Below are 18,234 nucleotides of genomic sequence, written 5' to 3'. Positions count from 1 at the left end.
TATAAGTTACTTTAATTCGATAAATTTTTTGTTAAATTATTCCTGGCTGGATTTCATTGACCATATTTGCCCTCTAGTTGTTATAGTTTTAGCTTGAAATGAAAAGTATCGGAGTAATATCAGACACACACGGCTACCTGGATGAACGCGTTTTCGATCATTTTGCCAATTGCGACGAAATATGGCACGCAGGCGATATAGGCTCGGCGGAGATCGTGAGCCAGTTACAGGCATTTAAGCCTACCCGTATTGTTTTTGGAAATATCGATACGCCTCAGGTACGCGCACTCACATATGAAAACCTGCATTTCGAAGTGGAAGGCTTTCGCGTGTGGATCACACACATCGGCGGCGCACCACCGCGTTATAACCCGCAGGTAATGCCAACATTGAAGTCAAATACACCGGACATTTTTGTGTGCGGCCACTCCCACATCCTTCGGGTGATCCGCGACAAGTCTTTGAATAATATGCTCTACATCAACCCGGGGGCTGCGGGGCGCGAAGGGTTTCATAAATTCCGAACATTGCTCCGTTTCAACCTGCATGAAGGACTGATCAGCCAGATGGAAGCGATTGAACTAGGTAAGCGGGGGGCGATAATTAATGATTGAATGAGTGAATGATTGAATGACTGAATAATAGAGGGGACTTTACAATCATTTGAAAGTCAGGTTACAAATTCCCTGGACCTATTCAATCATTCAGTCATTCAAAATTCATTCATTCAAAACGTCACCCTAACTACCTTCGTTTCGCTCCCACGCAGCAATTCTGCCTCGACGGTCTGCCCTTTTTCGTGTTTCCCGAGGATTTCCATGTAATCATAGATGGTGCCGATCGGCTCACCGCCCAGCCTGGTAATGACATCTCCGACAAGTATCCCGGCCTTTTCGGCTGGCCGTGCCTTTGATACGCCATCGATCTTCAAACCCTTTCCGGTGTAGCTGTAATCGGGCATGACCCCGAGTGTTACCTTGAAATTGCTGGTCGTATTTCCGGAATGCGGGTTACCGGCCGTGAGGAACTCCGGTTCTGCAGGTTCTTTGTCCAGGCTTTCCAACAACCCGGATATCAACGTGAGTATGCTGGCTTCACCTTCGTAATTAATCTTGTCCGGATCGTCGGATATTTTGTGGTAATCGCCGTGGGCTCCGGTGAAGAACTGTACCACCGGGATATTTTTCAGGTAGAACGAAGTATGGTCCGATGCTCCCACCCCTGACGAGTCAACGGTATATTTCAAGTTCTGACGTTTGGCCAGATCCGGGATCAGTTTTCCCCAGACTTCACTCGTGCCCCATCCTGATATAATAATGCCTTTCTGCGCATCCAGCCGGCCGATCATATCCATATTGATCATGGCCGAGAAGGTGTTCAACGGAAGCGTCGGCTTTTCGACATAATGCTTGGAACCCAGCAATCCCAGCTCTTCCCCTGAAAATGTGATAAACAGGTAATTATGCTTCTCTTTCACATTATTACCTGCGAAGAACCGTGCCAGTTCCAGCACACCGGCAGTTCCCGAAGCATTGTCGTCAGCCCCGTTATGGATTTTATTCTTGCTGTCGGGTGAAAGCGAGCTCCCCTGAAAGCCTTTGCCTAAATGGTCGTAATGCGCGCCTATTACGATGGTTTTGGCAGCACCGTTGTCCAGAAAACCAGCCACATTCCGACCGGTCAGGTCATGGGCCTCGCCGTCGATCGCAAATGAGACATCAAACGGCTGAAAATACCCTTTTGTCCCCGCGGGCTTCAAACCGATTTCTCTGAAAGCGGCAGCAATGTAATTGGCCGCACGCACCTCCCCGAGACTGGCCGTTCCGCGGCCCTCGAGGTCATCGGAAGCAAGATATTCAATATGCTTACGGATCGGCGCGGTCTGAAACCGCTGTCCAAAAGTCGGTGAAGCGCACGCCAGTGCGATTACGGCCGGAAAAAAGTATTTCATTTAGAGTACTTCCTGAATATCCGTCAAAAATTTCCTTACCCGCATAAGACGCTGGATCAACAGCTGGGCTTCTTCCTTGCGGCGCAACTGCTCGCGCGTGCCCTTGATGGTACGGCCCTGCTTATCGCGCTGGTGCATGATTTTGCGGATAATCTCGATGTCGCGTTCGGTGTAGCGCCTGCGGTTTCGCGAATCGCGTTTGGGGTTGAGTTGCGGAAATTTCTTTTCCCAGAAGCGTAGAGCGGAAGGCTCACAGCCTACCATTTCAGCAACTTCGTTGGTGTCGTAGTATAATTTGGTATTGGGTTCCATAAGTTCAAAGCGGTTATTACAAAGATAATCGTGCACGCTGTTAAACCCGGTTTTCCGACAAATTTTTGATTTTTTCGAGTGCCATCTCCGCAAATTCCTCCGAGGATGCGTAATAATCCTTCCCGTCCGGCAACACCGAAAAATCGCCTATTTCCAGTTCCAGGAGCGTTGTTTCCCCTTCTTCTGCCAGTCTGTAACGGTAAGCGATATCGTAGTATGAAGGGGGGTGCTCCCATTTCGATACATAAAGCGAAAAAATGAGCAGCTTGTTCGGCTCGTACCCCGTGACCGTAAGCCGCGTCATCCCCGACCAATCGATTACTTTTCCGTATTCGAGATAGTAATCTTCGAAATCGTTCGGGAGATCGTCCCACTGCCGGATATATTTAGGGGCTATCAACACTTCCCACACCTTCGCCACAGGTGCTTCAATGGTAATTTTCTTGCTGACGGTAAGCTCCTGTGCCATAAAAAGATATTTTGTTTTATTCTTCCAGACATCGAAAAAACTGTGCCGTATCAGGGGTACTGATATTTTTACTTATTGTGAAGGAAAAGCACTTTTTGCTATCTTTCCCCGCTGACACGGTTCGAGCTATTTCGGTGTCAAAGTATTCAAAAACGAACAAATAACTTATCAATTCTCATCGGAATGGGACAGGAACAAGGCCCGGGCCGCGTCACTCGTGAATCCAAATTAGACAGCATTCAGGTTTTGAGGGGCATTGCTGCATTGTACGTCACGATTTATCATTTAAAAGACGTGATCCCCGGTGACGCCCCTTTCCGGAAAGAAATTGATTTCATTGCGGGATCCGGCCCGGCCGGGGTAAGCCTATTTTTCGTGATCAGCGGTTTCATTATGGTGTATATCACCCGCAATACCCTGCCGTCGATGGGGAGTATTTTCCGCTTTATCGCCAAGCGGCTCATCCGCATCTGGCCTGCGTACGCGATCATTACCCTCGCATATTGCCTGCTTCACAGCCGCATGTCACCCAACCCCGAATGGGCGTCCGAACTTTTGCGCAGCCTGCTCTTTATTCCTTTATCCAATACACCGGCGCCTTTTTACGGCTATGCCACGCTCAATGTAGGATGGAGCCTCAACTATGAGATCTATTTCTATCTTTTGATCGCCATTTCGATGCTTTTTTCGCGCCTCCGCTGGTATGCGTTCTTCCTGATGATCGCGGTTACGCTGGCAGGCATTCCGGCCTATTATGGGGTTTTTACTTTAAAAGCGGATAAAATGCAGAATCTAGGGGCGCCGTACCTTAATATGATCACCAACCCGATTATCTGGAACTTTGTATGCGGCGTATTCCTGGGACTGGCCTATTACCATAATTCGATGCATGAGCGGATCCGCGCATTGCTTTCCATCAAAATGGTTGCGCCTACGGTCCTTTGCCTCGCTATATGGCAATTCCTTTCAGGCTTCCTGGGCGGATTCGGACCGTTGGAATGGGGACTCGGATCCACGCTCGTTTTTGCGGCATTCGTATTTCATTATCAGGAACGCATTCAGAAATTCCCGTCGTGGCTCGTCCGTTTAGGGGATATGTCGTTTTCGATTTACCTCTTGCACGTTCCCATCGTCGTAGGACTTGGTTTTCTGTTCCGCAAGCTGGGCTTTCCGGTTTACAGCGAAGGCACGGCGATGTTCCTGTTATCGCTGGCTCTGACACTTATCGGTTCACGTATTTCCTATGAATATATTGAAGTAAAACTCACCTCCTACCTGAGCCAATGGCTTCGTAAAAGCAAGCAGCTGCCCGTGAAAAAGCACGCAAGCAGCCAGGTCTAACGGAGTTTTACATCTTCCACGGTTTTATAGCCGTTGTTGGTGATCTGCCGCGGATTCTGCGACCACAGCCGTTTCATGAAACCGGCATAACGCCCCACCACATATTCCTCCGGATAGCTGAGCTGATGCCCTTCCAGGTTTTCGAAGTTCAGTTCAAATGGTATTTTAAACTTTTTCAGCTGATCCGAAGCGACTTTCGCGCCTACCATCCCCGGATAGGTAGGACACGAAAGGAAAGTACCGCCATAATACGGTAACACATTATCCCCTATTCGCTGGAAAAAGACCGTCGGCATGGCGTTCGACGCATTAATATACTCGCTTCGGAATATCCCGTAACCCATCTTTGTAAGCAGCGCCCGCACCCGGAAAGGACTGTCCTCAGCCTGGGGATCGAGACGGCCCAATGCCTTGGTAATGCCTGGTGCAAGTGCCTCGAAATCCGCTTCATTCATGTAAACCAACGCTGTGATGGTAATAGCTCCGGCGCTGCTGCCTGCCAGCATGATCTGGCGTGTATCGATACCGAACTCTTCCGCACGGTCCACGAAGTAATGGATCGCGGTATAAGTATCTTGCACGGCGCGATACACTGCACGCACTGCTTCCTGGCTGTTGCCTCCGCAGGCGAAACCTTCGCTCGCCCCGTTGAATCCAAGGCGATAGTTGATCGACGCCGCTGCATAACCTCGCTGTGCAAGCCCGCGGGCCATCCCCATTTCGTTGTCCAAATCCCCAAAAATAAATGCTCCTTCGTGTACCATCAGCACAAAAGGCCTGTACCGCAGGGTATCGTTATTGGGAGCGACAAACTTGTATTTCAATTCTGTGGCTTTTCCGCGGTAATCCGTTGCGGTATCGAAAACCCCCTCGCTGGTTTTGAGGTTGGTGTCGGTAAAAATTTTATCAGCACCAAAGCGGGCGGTATTTGCAAGGGAAGAATCGGGGTTCTTGGCCGGGATCGTGTCGATAATCACGGTATCGGGCTTATTAGGCACCGTCGTGTCATCGCCGCCTTTCGGTCCCGGGTCTGAGGCCGGGTAACGGCAGCTTACAATCATCCCGATCAGTACCACCAGACCATACGTCCAGTAAAATTGTTTCAACATTTTTAGGGTCAATAATTTCTGATAGGGTTTGCCGGTTCGTGGTAACGCAAAGACGGCCGGACAATGAATACCGGCCGTCTCTATGCTATCCCGGCAATCCGTACACGAAAATACGCTGTTTTCGCTTTAAGTGTGTCCATTCCCGGTGCGATTGATTTAATTATTTATGTTTTTTCTGACGGTACTCGAATCCCTGGTGGTGTCCTGCTCTGCCTGATGATAGAAATACCCCTCGGTTTTGTTCTTTTTGGCCATACCTTCTTTTTCCGTGTTACCCGCCTGCATGCGCTTCCCGCACGAGATCACGAACAGGAATAGGACAACCCCTGTTATGATGCCAATGGCTATGCTCTTTTTCATGATTGATACCCGTTTAGTTTGTCGATTTAACAGACGGGCCATCTACAAAAAAGATACCAGCACCAGCCAGGCAACAAGGCGTCAGAATGCTTTTGGTATGGTTTTTACAAGGCGTTGGCAATCACCCACTATATGAAGTCATGGACATCATCATTTTTCTCAAAGTAATCGGCAACCTTCTTTTCGCAGTGATACTCTTGCTGGCGGTAGCATTTTCGTCCGCCTTTTCGATACTGACATACATGTTCCGCAGCTCCCGGCCATCGGCAGCCGGGATCAAAAGCCTGGTCAGGAGAAAATACACATCGCGCTAGGGGCCTATGAAAGCAGGTTTTGCCGGAGCAGGAATTCGAGCTGACCATTGACGTCAATCAGCTTTTCGATCAATTCCTTGTTTTCTTCCCGCAAGTGGAAGATTTCGTAGGCATTCTTGATGATAATGCGTAGCTGCTGTTCGTCCCAGGGTTTATTGAGATAATAGTAGATATGTCCCTTATTTACAGCGTCGATCACTGCGGTAATGTCGGTATAACCCGTAAGCAGGATGCGCACAGGATCGGAGTAATCCTTTAACACTTCTATCAGAAAGTCCACACCCGTCATCTCCGGCATGCGCTGATCGGTAATGATCACATGCACGACGTTGTGTTTCAAAAGTTCGAGACCTTCTCTTCCCGAAGTTGCAATTAAAATGTTGAAGTCTCTTCTGAAAGCGGCCTTGAATGAGTTGAGGTTGTTGATTTCATCATCCACATACAGTACGCTTATTTTTCCTTTTTCCATTCTGAATACTTGGTGCTTGACAGGGTAAGGAGATGTCCACCCCGAACTAATTGATAATATTATAATATTAATTCTATATTCGCATCAACAGCCACGGCACTTTCGACAAATTTTTCACACAATGCATAAGCGCAAGCTTCTGCTAATAAGGGAATTTTACACGCATACGTCCAAATATTTTGTCCCCCATTGAACCAGAGGTTAGTTTTACAAAAATAAATTCAGCAATTTGTGTAATTATTGAAGCGAGTAAAAATGCGTGAATATACGAGATTCAGGCTATGCGATAGCCGGTCCGGTGAATTTTATACGAAGATCGGCACAATTTTGTGATTTGTTAAATCCGGCCACGGCCCATAGAAGGACAGGCTTCACAATTATTCTAAAATGCACCATAACATAGAGATCAACTATATCTACAAACCGGTTTTCATCTCCAAAGAGCGCCACGCAGATAAAACAAGTTTCCTCTCCTTCATTGAAGACTATCGCGGCAAAACCATTCTGGATTTGTTTGCTTCCCAGAAACAAGAACTCATTCGGATCAGGCATCCCAAAAAACGGCTCAATGCCGCGGAAACAGAACAAAAATACCGCGAATGGGCCGAGGGTAAGGATACTGATGCCGAGGGCGTATGGGTATACTATCCATGGTCGGAACGACTCTTGCACCTGGTCGATGAAGCGGAATTCATTGAACTCAGGACAAGCCGTAACCAATACAAAATCACACCCGATGAGCAGCTGCACCTTTCCAAACGCTCAATAGGCATTATCGGACTATCTGTGGGGCATTCTGTGGCGCTGAGCATTGCCACTGAACGGGCGTGCGGGAAACTGAAACTGGCTGATTTTGACACGATTGAACTCAGCAACCTCAATCGTATACGTACAGGGCTTCACAACATCGGCGTCAACAAATGCATCGTGACCGCCCGGGAGATAGCCGAAATCGACCCCTTCCTGGACATCGAATGCTTTCCTGACGGTATTACCCGGGAGAACCTGGATGGTTTCCTGCTCGATGGTGGGAAACTTGATATCCTGGTCGACGAATGCGACGATATTGCACTGAAAATAAGCGCGCGTATCCGTGCGGCGCAGCTCAGTATTCCGGTTGTGATGGAAACCAGCGACCGCGGCATGCTCGACGTTGAGCGGTTTGACACGGAGCCGGAGCGGCCCATTTTCCACGGTTATTTGCAAGGGCTCCCGCTGGACAAATTCGAACATATTTCCGAAGAAGACCGGCTTCCGCTCGTGCTTCGGATCGTGAATGCAATCAACGGCTCCAAAAGAGGCAAGGTCTCACTCGTCGAAATCGGTCAGAGTATCGGTACCTGGCCGCAGCTGGCCAGCGCGGTGACGCTCGGAGGCGGTGTTGTGACGGACGTGTGCCGACGCATCCTGCTTAACCAGTTCCATGAGTCGGGCAGGTACTATATTGATCTGGAAGAACTCGTCGGCGATAAATCGGAGAAGTCCCAGGGCTATTTCAGGCATAACCCGCATGCTCCTTTCGACTTTACCGAAGCGGTTCGTATAGCTGATTCGTTACCTCAGAAACAGACAGTAGCTATCCCGGAAAACGTGTTGGCCGACATTGTGAATGCTGCCTGCCAGGCTCCTTCCACGGGGAACGACCAGCCCTGGAAATGGCTCTACCACCACGGCAGGCTGTTCCTTTTCCACGACCGTTTTCGTTCGTTCTCTTTCGGTGATTTCGACCAAATCGCTTCCAACATTTCCTTCGGAGCTTCCTACGAGAATATATTATTAAAGGCTCATGAGGCCGGGCTTGGCGTAAAAGCCGAAATTTTCCCGCTGGGCGAGGATTCACCACTCATCGCAGCGATCGATTTTCAGCATAACGATTCAAACGGTACCGAACCGGTCTACGCCCCGGAGGCCGTCGGCGTGATCTACGAACGTTGTACGAACCGCAACCCCTCAACGCCGGTAGAAATTCCGGAAGCAGTCGTTCATCAATTAAAGGACGCAGCCGAAAGCGTCGCGGGAGCGGAATTCCATTACTTTTCCGACAAACAGGATATTATGGCCATCGGTGAGATCATAGGCGAATGCGATCGGGTGCGCCTGCTGAACCCGGAAGGACACTACGATTTCGTGCACCGCGAAATGAAATGGTCGCCTGCCGAAGCCGAATTATCCAGAGACGGGATCGACGTACGCACACTCGGGCTCAACAATGCGCAGATAGCCGCGCTTTCGATCATCCGCGACCGGGAAATTTCCCAGACATTGAAAGGCGTGCAGGGAGGCGGTGCGCTGGTAGACGCGGCGCTAAGATCGGTCAGTACAGCCTCTGCACTGGGGATGATCACCATGCCGAAGTACAGTTACAAGGACTTTTTCCTGGGCGGAATGGCCATGCAACGCCTGTGGCTTCGGGCCGAACAGTTGCAATTTGCGATCCATCCATTAATTTCCCCGTTTTATTTGTTTCCCCGCATTACGAAGGGCGACAATGCAGGCCTCGATGAAGCGGAAGCTGCGAGATTACGTACTTTAAGAAAGAGATTCATGGAACTTGTACCGTTTGGAGAGGACGCGGCAGAGGTGTTCTTGTTTAAGATTGCAAAAGCGGAAAAACCCGGGATCAAGAGTTACCGATTGCCGTTAAACGAAACGCTATTTATTGTAAACCCATAACAGTACATGGTAGCACATATTAAAGCATACCGTGCACCGGATGATGTGGAAACGAGCCTGAGATATGTCGACGGACACCGCAGGGTACTCGAAGCATACGGCGTGAAGCAGGTGACATCGGCCAATCACACCTGGTTGGAAGATCCGAATACTTACGTGATCATCGTGCAGTCGGAGGACGGCAAGGACATTTATGGTGGTACCCGGGTGCAGGTCCGCTCGGCAAACCTCAAAATGCCGATGGAGGATGCAATTGCAAAGATCGACAAGAGCATTTACAGTTACGTCGACAAGATCGGCGACTATAACGTGGCCGAGTTTTGCGGGCTTTTCAATTCGAAGGAGGTAGCCGGTTATGGCATTGGTAGCGTATACCTGGGAAGAACGGCTATGGCGATTGCATCGAAAGTCGGGATTCATTGCCTGATGGGCCTTTGCTCACCTATCACCTTGGTTATCAGCCAGCGGATCGGGTTCGAGGTATTAACCGACCTGGGCAACAACGGGACATTTTATTATCCCAAAGAAGGATTGATCGCCACATCGCTGATCGCCAGAGATCTGATCAACCTGCCTTTTGCCACCGATGAGGAACGTGAAAAAATATTCAGCCTGAGAGCAAACCCCACTCAAACCGTTGTTGAAACCGGTCGGCGCGGGGACCTAACCATAGTTTACGATATTAATAAATGGATGTAAAGTTCTACCGCAGGATTATTGGAACCCTTCTGCTACTGATGAGCTTGCTTACCCACGCTCGTGCAGGCGAAGTCGTGTTCAAGGGCAACGACGTGACGATCGGAAGGCAGGTAGAAATACTGGAAGACACTTCCGCGTCATTGACGATAGACGAAGTAAAAGCCCATGGAAAATTTACGCCCAGCTTCGAGGATACACCCAACTTCGGCGTGAGTGCTTCCACTTTCTGGGTGCGCGTTAATATCAAGAACAATAGTGCCGAGGACAATCTGTTTCTTGAACTCGCATATCCCCGAATTGAATCGGTAACATTGTACTCAGCGGAGCGTGGTAAAACCAAGGAGGAAACCATTTCCTGGAACGACGCTTTCGACAAACGGCATGTCAAACACCAGAATATTGTATTCAAACTCGATATTCCCAGGCAGACTGCCCAAACCTACTACCTGCGAATCCACGGAAGCGAGCAGATTGTGGTCCCGCTCATCGTCCGTAGCGAGATGGGCTTTTTCCAGTTTGCATTAACCAACGAAATCATATCCGGTATACATATCGGAGTACTTTTCGTGATGATGCTCTACAACTTCTTTGTGTACTTCTCGATCCGCGAAAAGAGCTATTTATATTACGTGCTGTATATCCTGTTCATTGGGCTCACACAAACGACCATCACGGGCTATACATTCAAATTTCTCTGGCCTGAAACACCGGCCTTTAATGAATATTCGATCATCCTGTTCCCGGCGCTGGCGGGAAGCTTTGCATTGCTTTTTTTCCAGAACTTCCTGCACATCCGCGAGCGATCTGCCATCAATTACCGGATCATTATCGCGATCATCGTTACCTACGGCATAGCGGTGGTGTTCAACCTCCTGGGATTAAACATGGTCAGCTATCGTATCATCGATCTGCTTGCGCCTTCGGCTGCGCTTTTCGCGCTTGTGGTGGCGCTGATGTTGTCCCTGGAAGGCTACCGCCCGGCGAAGTTCTTCCTGGTTGCCTGGTCGATATTCCTGGTGGGGATCGTACTCTACTCGCTGCGAAACCTCAACATCCTGCCTTACAACAGCTTCACGAACTACACAATGCAGGCAGGTACGGCCATCGAGGTGATATTGCTGTCGTTCGCATTGGCGGATAAGATCAACATTTTCAAAAAAGAGAAAGAAATATCCCAGGCGCAGGCACTGCGGATTTCGATGGAAAACGAGAAAATCATCCTCGAACAGAATGCCTTCCTCGAAAAGAGCGTCAACGAGCGCACTGCCGAGTTGCAGTTTGCCAATACCGAGCTCAACCTGGCCCTCACCAAGTTGAAAGACGCACAAACCCAACTGATCGACTCGGAAAAAATGGCATCGCTCGGCCAGCTCACCGCGGGCATCGCACACGAGATCAACAACCCGATCAATTTCGTCAGCTCCAACATCCGTCCGCTGCGGAGGGATATCGACGATGTCCTGGAAATCCTCGACTCCTACGACGGCATCAGGGAGATCGATTCCATAGAAGGACTTCAGGGAAAAATAAAGGAGATCGAACGCCTCAAAGAAGATCTCGATCTGGACTACCTCAAGACCGAGCTCGGCACATTGCTGAAAGGCATGGAGGACGGCGCCCACCGTACCGTCGAAATCGTGAAAGGTTTGAAGATATTCTCCCGCGTGGATGAAACCGATCTGAACCTGGTGAATATCAATGAGGGAATCGAGTCCACACTCATTATCCTCAACTACCAGATGGGGAATTCGATCACCCTGGTGAAGGAACTGGGAAATATCCCAAGCATAGAGTGCTACGCGGGTAAACTCAACCAGGTATTTATGAATATCCTGACCAACTCGATCTACGCATTGCAAAAAGAAAAGCAAGAAGGCAAAACCCCGACCATCTGGGTAAAATCATGGCTGAAAGACCCCGAGACGGTGGCGATATCGATGCGTGACAATGGCCCGGGCATGACGCCGGAGGTCCGTGCCAAGATTTTTGAACCGTTTTTTACCACCAAGCAGGTGGGCGACGGGACCGGTTTGGGACTTTCAATTGTCTTTAAAATTATCGAAGTTCACAGCGGTAACATTCAAGTAAATACCGAGGTCGGAGAAGGAACAGAATTTTTGATCACACTGCCAGTAAAAAGAAAAGCACGCCCAATCCCTGATTTTCAATGAGCGAAAAAGCTATCACCATTCTGTACATTGACGACGAGGAGCACAACCTGCATTCGTTCAAGGCTTCGTTCCGCAAGCAGTACGATATCACGATTACCTCTTCGGTAGTGGAAGCGGAGCAAATGCTGGACGAAAAGGACTTCTGCATTATTCTGGCAGACCAGCGGATGCCGGGGCTGACGGGTGTTCAATTTTTCGAAAAAATCAGGACCAAATTCCCGAAACCAATACGTATCCTCATCACCGGGCATACTGATATCGGGGCGGCGATCGACGCGATCAACAAAGGGGAAGTGTTCCGGTTTATAGACAAACCCTGGGACTACAAGTATGTTGAAAATGCGATTTCCAATGCATACGACATTTATAAAACCCGCGAGGACCTGAAACAGCGGAACATCGAACTGCAAAAAGCCAACGAGGAACTCGACAAGTTTGTGTACAGCGCCTCGCACGACCTGCGCGCGCCGCTGATGTCGGTGCTCGGCATTGTGAACCTCGCATTGCTGGAAGAAGACGTCAAATCCCAGAATGAATACCTGGAACTGATCCGGCAGTCGGTGAAGAAGCTGGATACTTTCATTATCAACATCATCGATTATTACAAGAATGCACGCGGCGTTCCCGTCGTGACGGACATCAGCTTCGAAGAGCTGGTTACCGAAGTGCAGGCCACAATTCAGTATCTGCCAGAATATGGCAATCTGAAAATGACAACCGATATTCAGCAGGACGGGGTATTCCATTCGGATGTGATGAAACTTCGGATCATTTTCAATAATCTTATCAACAACGCGATCAAATTCCAGGATAAGAACAAACCCAATCCGTTTGTTCACCTAACCGTAAAATCCACCGATTCCGACGCACGAATCATCGTCGAAGACAACGGGACCGGCATCAAAGAGTCGGATCAGGATAAAATTTTCAAAATGTTTTACCGCGCGGGGGCTACCAACAGTGGCTCAGGAATAGGGCTTTACATCGTACACGAGGCGATCGCTAAACTGGGAGGGGAAATCAGCGTAACTTCAAAAATCGGACAGGGTAGTATTTTTGAAATCAATATTCCTTCTATTAACAAATAACCCGACATGGAGCCACTGCTTAACTTCTTTTTGATAGATGACAGCGCATTCGACCTGTTCATCTACGAAAAGTTATTGATCAAAAGCGGGATTACAAATTCAGTCAAAACCTTCAACTCGGCGCGCGACGCCCTCAAACACCTCATTGCCCAGGCCGAAAGCCTGCCGGACACTATCATTCTGCTCGATCTCCAGATGCCCGACATGAATGGCTTCGAGTTCATCGATGAATTCGATCGGCTGCCGGAAGCGCTTCGGGAAAAAGTCAGGATTTTTATGCTCTCCTCGACTATCGATACACGGGATATCGAAAAAGCCAAAGCCAGCCAGCACATTATTGACCTGCTGCCAAAACCATTGGAGATTCCTTTCCTTAAAAAGAAGCTTGCTATCTAAATCTTTGTAGTATAATTTTTTTAGGATATTAAATTAAGTGGACGAGCTCGCTAGCATTTCCTTCCACGGTTAAGGGTACGTCCAGCGTTAAATGGCCCTCCGTCGCATTTTCGGAGGGTAAGACGTCAGATGGAGCCCCTATACGTTGATTGTCAAGCCAATAAGCCAACAATCAAAATCAAACGCACCTCCACAAATTGTCCTATAATGTAACAATCAGCGCGACCATTGTCCGAAACAATGCGTCGTAAGAGTGCTGTTCCCTAAACGATACTATAAGGTTTCAAATCAAGAATATAATTTTTCAAATAATAAAAGATCTTACGAAGGATTGGGTACGTTCTTATTGCATACTGTCTGACAACCAGTGCAAACTTTAACACAATGTTTAATGAAAACTGATAGCAAAACCCTGGCCGAGATTTTGAAATTGCACGCACAGTACGTTAAAGAGGTTGAGTTCAGTGGCATCAAGCCTCTATCCATGGAGATTTACAAAACTAACTCCCACAATTTTGTACGCTGGATCCAAGACGAATTTCACCCCGGAAAAAAATTACGCAAAGAGGCCCTGTCCTGAATTGCAAACAAGCACTCATTATACTCAACGTTTTATGACTGATGCTGCCGGTGAATGGGAACACCGGCAGCTCTTTTTTTATAGCGCGTTCTTTGCTAAGTTTGGGTATATGATGGGTTATCCGCCCTTAGTTACCTAAAGAATATGATTTTCACGATTTTCAAACTGCTGAAAGGCCGTTTTTCCAAAGACGCCATCGAAGAAGCCAAGTCCAACGAAAAAGCGATGACACGCCAGGAAGCATTGCAGCAAATGCGCAACATCGCCAGTCGCCGGTCGGGAAGCAGCGGCTCTACTAAAAAGAACTAGCAGCCCTGGCCGTAATAGGCGTCCTTGCCGTGCTTTCTGAAATAATGCTTGTCGCACAGGCTCTGCTTGATCGCCGCAGCCGAGGGATTGATCTGTAACGTCAGATAGGCCATTTTCGCAATCTCTTCCAGTACAATTGAATTGTAGATGGCCTTGGCCGGGTCTTTTCCCCAGGTAAATGGCCCGTGGCAGGCCACCAGCACCATTTCCACTTCTTCATAGCTTAGTCTTTCCCGCGCAAACAGATCGAGTATCTGGTTGCCCGTTTCGAGCTCGTAATCGCGCTGGATCATTTCATCGGACATTACCTCCGTCACCGGGATCGATACTGTCAGGTGATCGGCATGGGTAGTGCCGAGGTTCGGGATAGGCCGGATCGCCTGTGCCCACGCCACCGCGTACGTGGAATGCGTATGACACACGCCCCCGATCGACGGGAAACTTTTATAAAGCAACGTGTGCGTCTTGGTATCGGAAGACGGTCGCATATTTCCTTCTACCAATGCATTGTCCAGATCTACGATCACAATGTCTTCGACTTTCAACCGGTGGTACGGCACGCCGCTGGGCTTGATCGCCACCACGCCTGCCGCCCGGTCGATACCACTTACGTTACCAAAGGTCACGATCGCCAGTTCCTCCCGCGGGATCTCCATATTGGCCTCGTAAACCTGCTCTTTGAGGTATTGATATTTCGACATTTCGGATTATCTGTAATAGGCTTCACTCCAACGCAACTCGTTTTTCAACTGGCGCAACGTGGTATTTTTATCGATCACCACCAGTTCCACACCTACCATTTCAGCGAAGGTTTCAATATATTCCGTGGTAAGATTCTGACTAAATGCCGTATGGTGCGCGCCGCCGGCGTAAATCCAGGCTGCGCAGCCAGTCTGCATATCCGGCTGAGGTTTCCAGAGCACGCGTGCCACCGGCAGCTTCGGCAATTGTTCGGTTGCTTCCACGGCTTCCACTTCGTTCACTAATAAGCGGAAACGGTTGCCCATATCCACGAGTGAAACGTTCAACGCGGGCCCGGCCGTCGCATTGAATACGAGCCGTACAGGGTCCTCCTTACCTCCTATCCCCAGCGCATGTACTTCCACGGAAGGCTTGCCTTTGGCAATGCTTGGGCAGATTTCCAGCATGTGCGATCCCAGCACCAGGTTATTCGATGGATTAAAATGATAAGTATAATCCTCCATAAATGAGTTGCCGCCCGGCAGGCCACTGGCCATTACTTTCAAGGCGCGCACCATCGCCGACGTTTTCCAGTCGCCTTCGCCGGCATAACCGTAACCCGCCGCCATCATGCGCTGTGAGCCGATGCCCGGCAGCTGTTTCATGCCATGCAGGTCTTCGAATGTATTGGTATAGCCTTTGAAATTGCCGTCTCTGAGAAAGTATTTCAAACCCAGCTCGATCTTCGCCGCGTCTCGCAATGCCTGGTGGCGCTGGCCGCCGTTCTCCAGGCCCGAAGCGAGTTGATACACGTCGATATACTCTTCAATCAATGCGGAGATTTCGGCATCGGAAACCTGGTTAATTACCGCTACCAAATCGCCAACTGCATACGTATTTACAGAGAAACCGAAAGTCATCTCGGCAGCCACCTTATCACCATCGGTAACGGCTACTTCCCGCATATTATCGCCGAAACGAACAAATTTCGCCCCTTTCAGGTCGTGACGGCCGGCGGCTACCCTCGCCCATCGCCCGAGGCCTTCCACCACATGATCCTGCTGCCAATGCCCGACGATCACCTTCCGGTTCAGTCGCATGCGCGTCATGATAAACCCGAATTCGCGATCGCCGTGTGCCGACTGGTTCAGGTTCATGAAATCCATGTCGATCCCGGCCCAGGGGATATCGCGGTTGTATTGGGTATGCAAATGCAATAGCGGCTTTTGCAGGATCTGCAAGCCACGAATCCACATTTTTGCAGGAGAGAAAGTGTGCATCCAGGCTACGATACCGATGCAATTCGGGGCACTGTTGGCTTCCTGGATGATGTGGTAGATTTCATCCGGTGATTTAACGACCGGTTTGAAAATCACCCGCACAGGTACCTGCGGGGCTTCGTCGAGGTAACGGGCGATGACCTGCGAATGTTCATCGACCTGGCGGAGCGTTTCCTCGCCGTACAAATGCTGACTTCCGGTGATAAACCAGACTTCAAACTGTTTTAAATCAAGCATCAGGTGAATTGTAAATATCCTTTTTGTAAAAATTCGTTCTCAATATAAGCGCCGGCGTCCAGGTACTTCTGATAAAGCTGCTGATACACTGCCGATTGCGCCTCACGCGGCTGGTACACGGCATCGAAGCCCGAGCTCATTGCTTCCTGCGCCTCCTGCAAGGTAGCGTGCACTCCGGCCGCCACCGACGCGAACATCGCCGCCCCTAGTGCGCAAGCCTGATCGGACGCCGCTACTTTAATAGGCATATTGAGTACATCGGCCAGCGTTTGCATGACAAATGCCGATTTTTTCGCTACTCCGCCAATCGCGATCACCTGATGGATCGGCACACCTTCACTCCGGAAGCGCTCCACGATGGCCTTCGAACCATAAGCGGTGGCCTCTACCAAGGCCTTGAATATCCGGGCGCTGTCGCTCGCGAGGTTCAGGCCAAGTAAAGCGCCCTTCAAGGTATGCTTCGCGTCGGGCGTACGTCGGCCATTCAGCCAGTCGATGGCGATAATGTCCTTTTCAGTAACCGGAAGTTTAGCCGCCTGTTCCGCCAGGTACGGGATGAGTTGTCTGGAAAGCCGTGATGCCTCTTCTTCGCCCAATAAAGTCCGCACAGGCTCAACAATGAGTTTGGAAAACCATGCGTAAATATCCCCGAAAGCCGATTGCCCGGCCTCCATACCCAGCATACCGGGCACAATGGAGCCGTCGACCTGCCCGCAAATGCCTTTGATCAGCAGATGTCCCACTTCCTCATTCGGAGCCACCAGCATATCGCAGGTGGAAGTACCAATTACTTTACATAAGGAATAAGGCTCGATGAGCGCACCTACTGCGCCCATATGCGCGTCGAATGCGCCCACGCCTATTACCACGTCTGCGGGAATGCCCAGTTTCGCGGCCCATTCTTTGGAAATAGTACCCATTGGCTCGTCAGAGGTTGCCGTATCAGCGAAGAGGCGATCGCGGAGTCCGTCGAGCAAAGGATCGAGCTCGCGGAAGAATGTATTGGATGGAAGGCCCCCAAAATCCTGGTGCCAAAGCGCTTTATGGCCCGCGGCACAACGTGAACGTTTCAATTGAAGCGGGTCGGTAACGCCGGTCAGCTCTGCCGAAATCCAGTCGCAATGCTCTACCCACGAGAATGCATGCTCGCGTACGGCCTCGTCCACGCGCAGTGTGCGCAGGATCTTGGCCCAAAACCATTCCGACGAATAGATTCCGCCTACATATTTGGTAAAATCAATATCATAACTATGCGCCAGCCGGTTAATCTCCTCGGCCTCCGCGTTAGCGGTATGGTCTTTCCAGAGAATAAACATACCGTTGGGATTCTCGGCAAATTCAGGAAGCAATGCCAGCGGCGTACCATTTCGGTCTACGGCCACGGGCGTGGATCCTGTTGTATCCACCGAAATACCCCGCACATTTTGCCTTACGGACGGCGGAGCCTGGTCCAGTGCGCTGCGGACGGCGTTTTCCAAACTTTCAAGATAGTCGAGGGGATGCTGTCGGAACTGTGAAACACCCGCATCGCAATATTTGCCTTGCTTCCACCGGGGATATTCCTGTACGGCGGTTCCAGCCTGCTCACCTGTGTCCGCATTCACCACCAATGCCCTCACAGAGTCGGTACCGAAATCGATACCAATGACGTAATTCTCCTTCATAAATGTCGGTTTAGGATGTTCTCAGACCAATTTGACGCATTTATTTAACTAATCACCTAACAAATATAAATAAATTTGTTTTTAGTGTAACATTGACACAATCTAAATTTTAAGCGAGCGGAGCGAGCAGG

General features: G+C 49.7%; 18 protein-coding genes. 9 read left to right on the top strand and 9 right to left on the bottom strand.

The annotated features are described in order from the left end of the window. Positions 1–98 precede the first annotated feature (98 nt). Positions 99–614: a metallophosphoesterase family protein gene (locus tag ACQ4MZ_RS04765; RefSeq protein WP_430843437.1), complete on the top strand. Its 516-nt coding sequence runs from the start codon at positions 99–101 to the stop codon at positions 612–614. 113 nt (positions 615–727) lie between these two features. Here the strand turns inward: ACQ4MZ_RS04765 and ACQ4MZ_RS04760 are convergent, their stop codons facing one another. From ACQ4MZ_RS04760 to ACQ4MZ_RS04750, 3 genes are read right to left on the bottom strand one after another with little or no spacing between them, the layout of a single operon-like run. After that, the gene (locus tag ACQ4MZ_RS04760; RefSeq protein WP_430843436.1) at positions 728–1,951 is read right to left on the bottom strand and encodes a M20/M25/M40 family metallo-hydrolase; all 1,224 of its coding nucleotides are present in this window, start codon (positions 1,949–1,951) and stop codon (positions 728–730) included. Next, positions 1,952–2,263 (bottom strand): MerR family transcriptional regulator, encoded by a 312-nt coding sequence (locus ACQ4MZ_RS04755; protein WP_188935454.1) that lies wholly within the window; start codon positions 2,261–2,263, stop codon positions 1,952–1,954. A 40-nt stretch (positions 2,264–2,303) separates the two neighbouring features. Beyond that, positions 2,304–2,732, bottom strand: coding sequence for an SRPBCC family protein (locus ACQ4MZ_RS04750; RefSeq protein WP_430843435.1), 429 nt, complete (start codon positions 2,730–2,732; stop codon positions 2,304–2,306). A gap of 183 nt (positions 2,733–2,915) precedes the next feature. Between ACQ4MZ_RS04750 and ACQ4MZ_RS04745 the strand changes: the two genes are divergently transcribed. Then, positions 2,916–4,073 (top strand): acyltransferase family protein, encoded by a 1,158-nt coding sequence (locus ACQ4MZ_RS04745; RefSeq protein WP_430843434.1) that lies wholly within the window; start codon positions 2,916–2,918, stop codon positions 4,071–4,073. Here the strand turns inward: ACQ4MZ_RS04745 and ACQ4MZ_RS04740 are convergent. Then, positions 4,070–5,182: an alpha/beta hydrolase gene (locus ACQ4MZ_RS04740; RefSeq protein WP_430843433.1), complete on the bottom strand. Its 1,113-nt coding sequence runs from the start codon at positions 5,180–5,182 to the stop codon at positions 4,070–4,072. The two genes, ACQ4MZ_RS04745 and ACQ4MZ_RS04740, sit on opposite strands and share 4 nt — an antisense overlap. A gap of 156 nt (positions 5,183–5,338) precedes the next feature. After that, positions 5,339–5,542: a hypothetical protein gene (locus ACQ4MZ_RS04735; protein WP_430843432.1), complete on the bottom strand. Its 204-nt coding sequence runs from the start codon at positions 5,540–5,542 to the stop codon at positions 5,339–5,341. A gap of 140 nt (positions 5,543–5,682) precedes the next feature. Here ACQ4MZ_RS04735 and ACQ4MZ_RS04730 point away from each other — a divergent pair, with 140 nt between their 5' ends. Further along, a complete protein-coding gene (locus tag ACQ4MZ_RS04730) occupies positions 5,683–5,856 on the top strand; it encodes a hypothetical protein (protein ID WP_430843431.1) in 174 nt (57 codons plus the stop codon). 4 nt (positions 5,857–5,860) lie between these two features. On the opposite strand, the gene ACQ4MZ_RS04725 is transcribed toward ACQ4MZ_RS04730, so the two are convergent. Next, on the bottom strand, positions 5,861–6,325 hold the full coding sequence (locus ACQ4MZ_RS04725; RefSeq protein WP_019940883.1) for a response regulator: 465 nt from the start codon (positions 6,323–6,325) through the stop codon (positions 5,861–5,863). 387 nt (positions 6,326–6,712) lie between these two features. Between ACQ4MZ_RS04725 and ACQ4MZ_RS04720 the strand changes: the two genes are divergently transcribed. The 6 genes from ACQ4MZ_RS04720 (at position 6,713) to ACQ4MZ_RS04695 (ending at position 14,241) form a co-directional block, all read left to right on the top strand. Further along, on the top strand, positions 6,713–8,998 hold the full coding sequence (locus tag ACQ4MZ_RS04720; protein WP_430843430.1) for an Rv1355c family protein: 2,286 nt from the start codon (positions 6,713–6,715) through the stop codon (positions 8,996–8,998). A 6-nt stretch (positions 8,999–9,004) separates the two neighbouring features. Further along, the gene (locus ACQ4MZ_RS04715) at positions 9,005–9,697 is read left to right on the top strand and encodes a hypothetical protein (RefSeq protein WP_430843429.1); all 693 of its coding nucleotides are present in this window, start codon (positions 9,005–9,007) and stop codon (positions 9,695–9,697) included. Further along, positions 9,688–11,868, top strand: coding sequence for a sensor histidine kinase (locus ACQ4MZ_RS04710; protein ID WP_430843428.1), 2,181 nt, complete (start codon positions 9,688–9,690; stop codon positions 11,866–11,868). The genes ACQ4MZ_RS04715 and ACQ4MZ_RS04710 overlap by 10 nt, the downstream gene beginning before the upstream one ends. Beyond that, a complete protein-coding gene (locus tag ACQ4MZ_RS04705) occupies positions 11,865–12,956 on the top strand; it encodes a sensor histidine kinase (protein ID WP_430843427.1) in 1,092 nt (363 codons plus the stop codon). The genes ACQ4MZ_RS04710 and ACQ4MZ_RS04705 overlap by 4 nt, the downstream gene beginning before the upstream one ends. A 6-nt stretch (positions 12,957–12,962) precedes the next feature. Then, positions 12,963–13,352, top strand: a complete 390-nt coding sequence (locus ACQ4MZ_RS04700) for a response regulator (protein WP_430843426.1) — start codon at positions 12,963–12,965, stop codon at positions 13,350–13,352. Between the two features lie 724 nt (positions 13,353–14,076). Further along, a complete protein-coding gene (locus tag ACQ4MZ_RS04695; RefSeq protein ID WP_430843425.1) occupies positions 14,077–14,241 on the top strand; it encodes a hypothetical protein in 165 nt (54 codons plus the stop codon). Here ACQ4MZ_RS04695 and ACQ4MZ_RS04690 read toward each other — a convergent pair. Genes ACQ4MZ_RS04690 through ACQ4MZ_RS04680 form a run of 3 tightly spaced genes read right to left on the bottom strand, consistent with a single transcriptional unit; the run spans position 14,238 to position 18,103 of the window. Continuing rightward, positions 14,238–14,942: an L-ribulose-5-phosphate 4-epimerase gene (locus ACQ4MZ_RS04690; RefSeq protein ID WP_430843424.1), complete on the bottom strand. Its 705-nt coding sequence runs from the start codon at positions 14,940–14,942 to the stop codon at positions 14,238–14,240. The two genes, ACQ4MZ_RS04695 and ACQ4MZ_RS04690, sit on opposite strands and share 4 nt — an antisense overlap. 6 nt (positions 14,943–14,948) lie before the next feature. Next, positions 14,949–16,439, bottom strand: a complete 1,491-nt coding sequence (gene araA / locus ACQ4MZ_RS04685; RefSeq protein WP_430843423.1) for an L-arabinose isomerase — start codon at positions 16,437–16,439, stop codon at positions 14,949–14,951. After that, positions 16,439–18,103 (bottom strand): ribulokinase, encoded by a 1,665-nt coding sequence (locus ACQ4MZ_RS04680; protein ID WP_430843422.1) that lies wholly within the window; start codon positions 18,101–18,103, stop codon positions 16,439–16,441. The genes araA and ACQ4MZ_RS04680 overlap by 1 nt, the downstream gene beginning before the upstream one ends. Positions 18,104–18,234 lie beyond the last annotated feature (131 nt).

Source organism: Dyadobacter sp. BHUBP1, assembly GCF_050587785.1.
Taxonomy (GTDB): Bacteria; Bacteroidota; Bacteroidia; order Cytophagales; family Spirosomataceae; genus Dyadobacter.
This window is presented reverse-complemented; position numbering and strand designations above follow the sequence as displayed.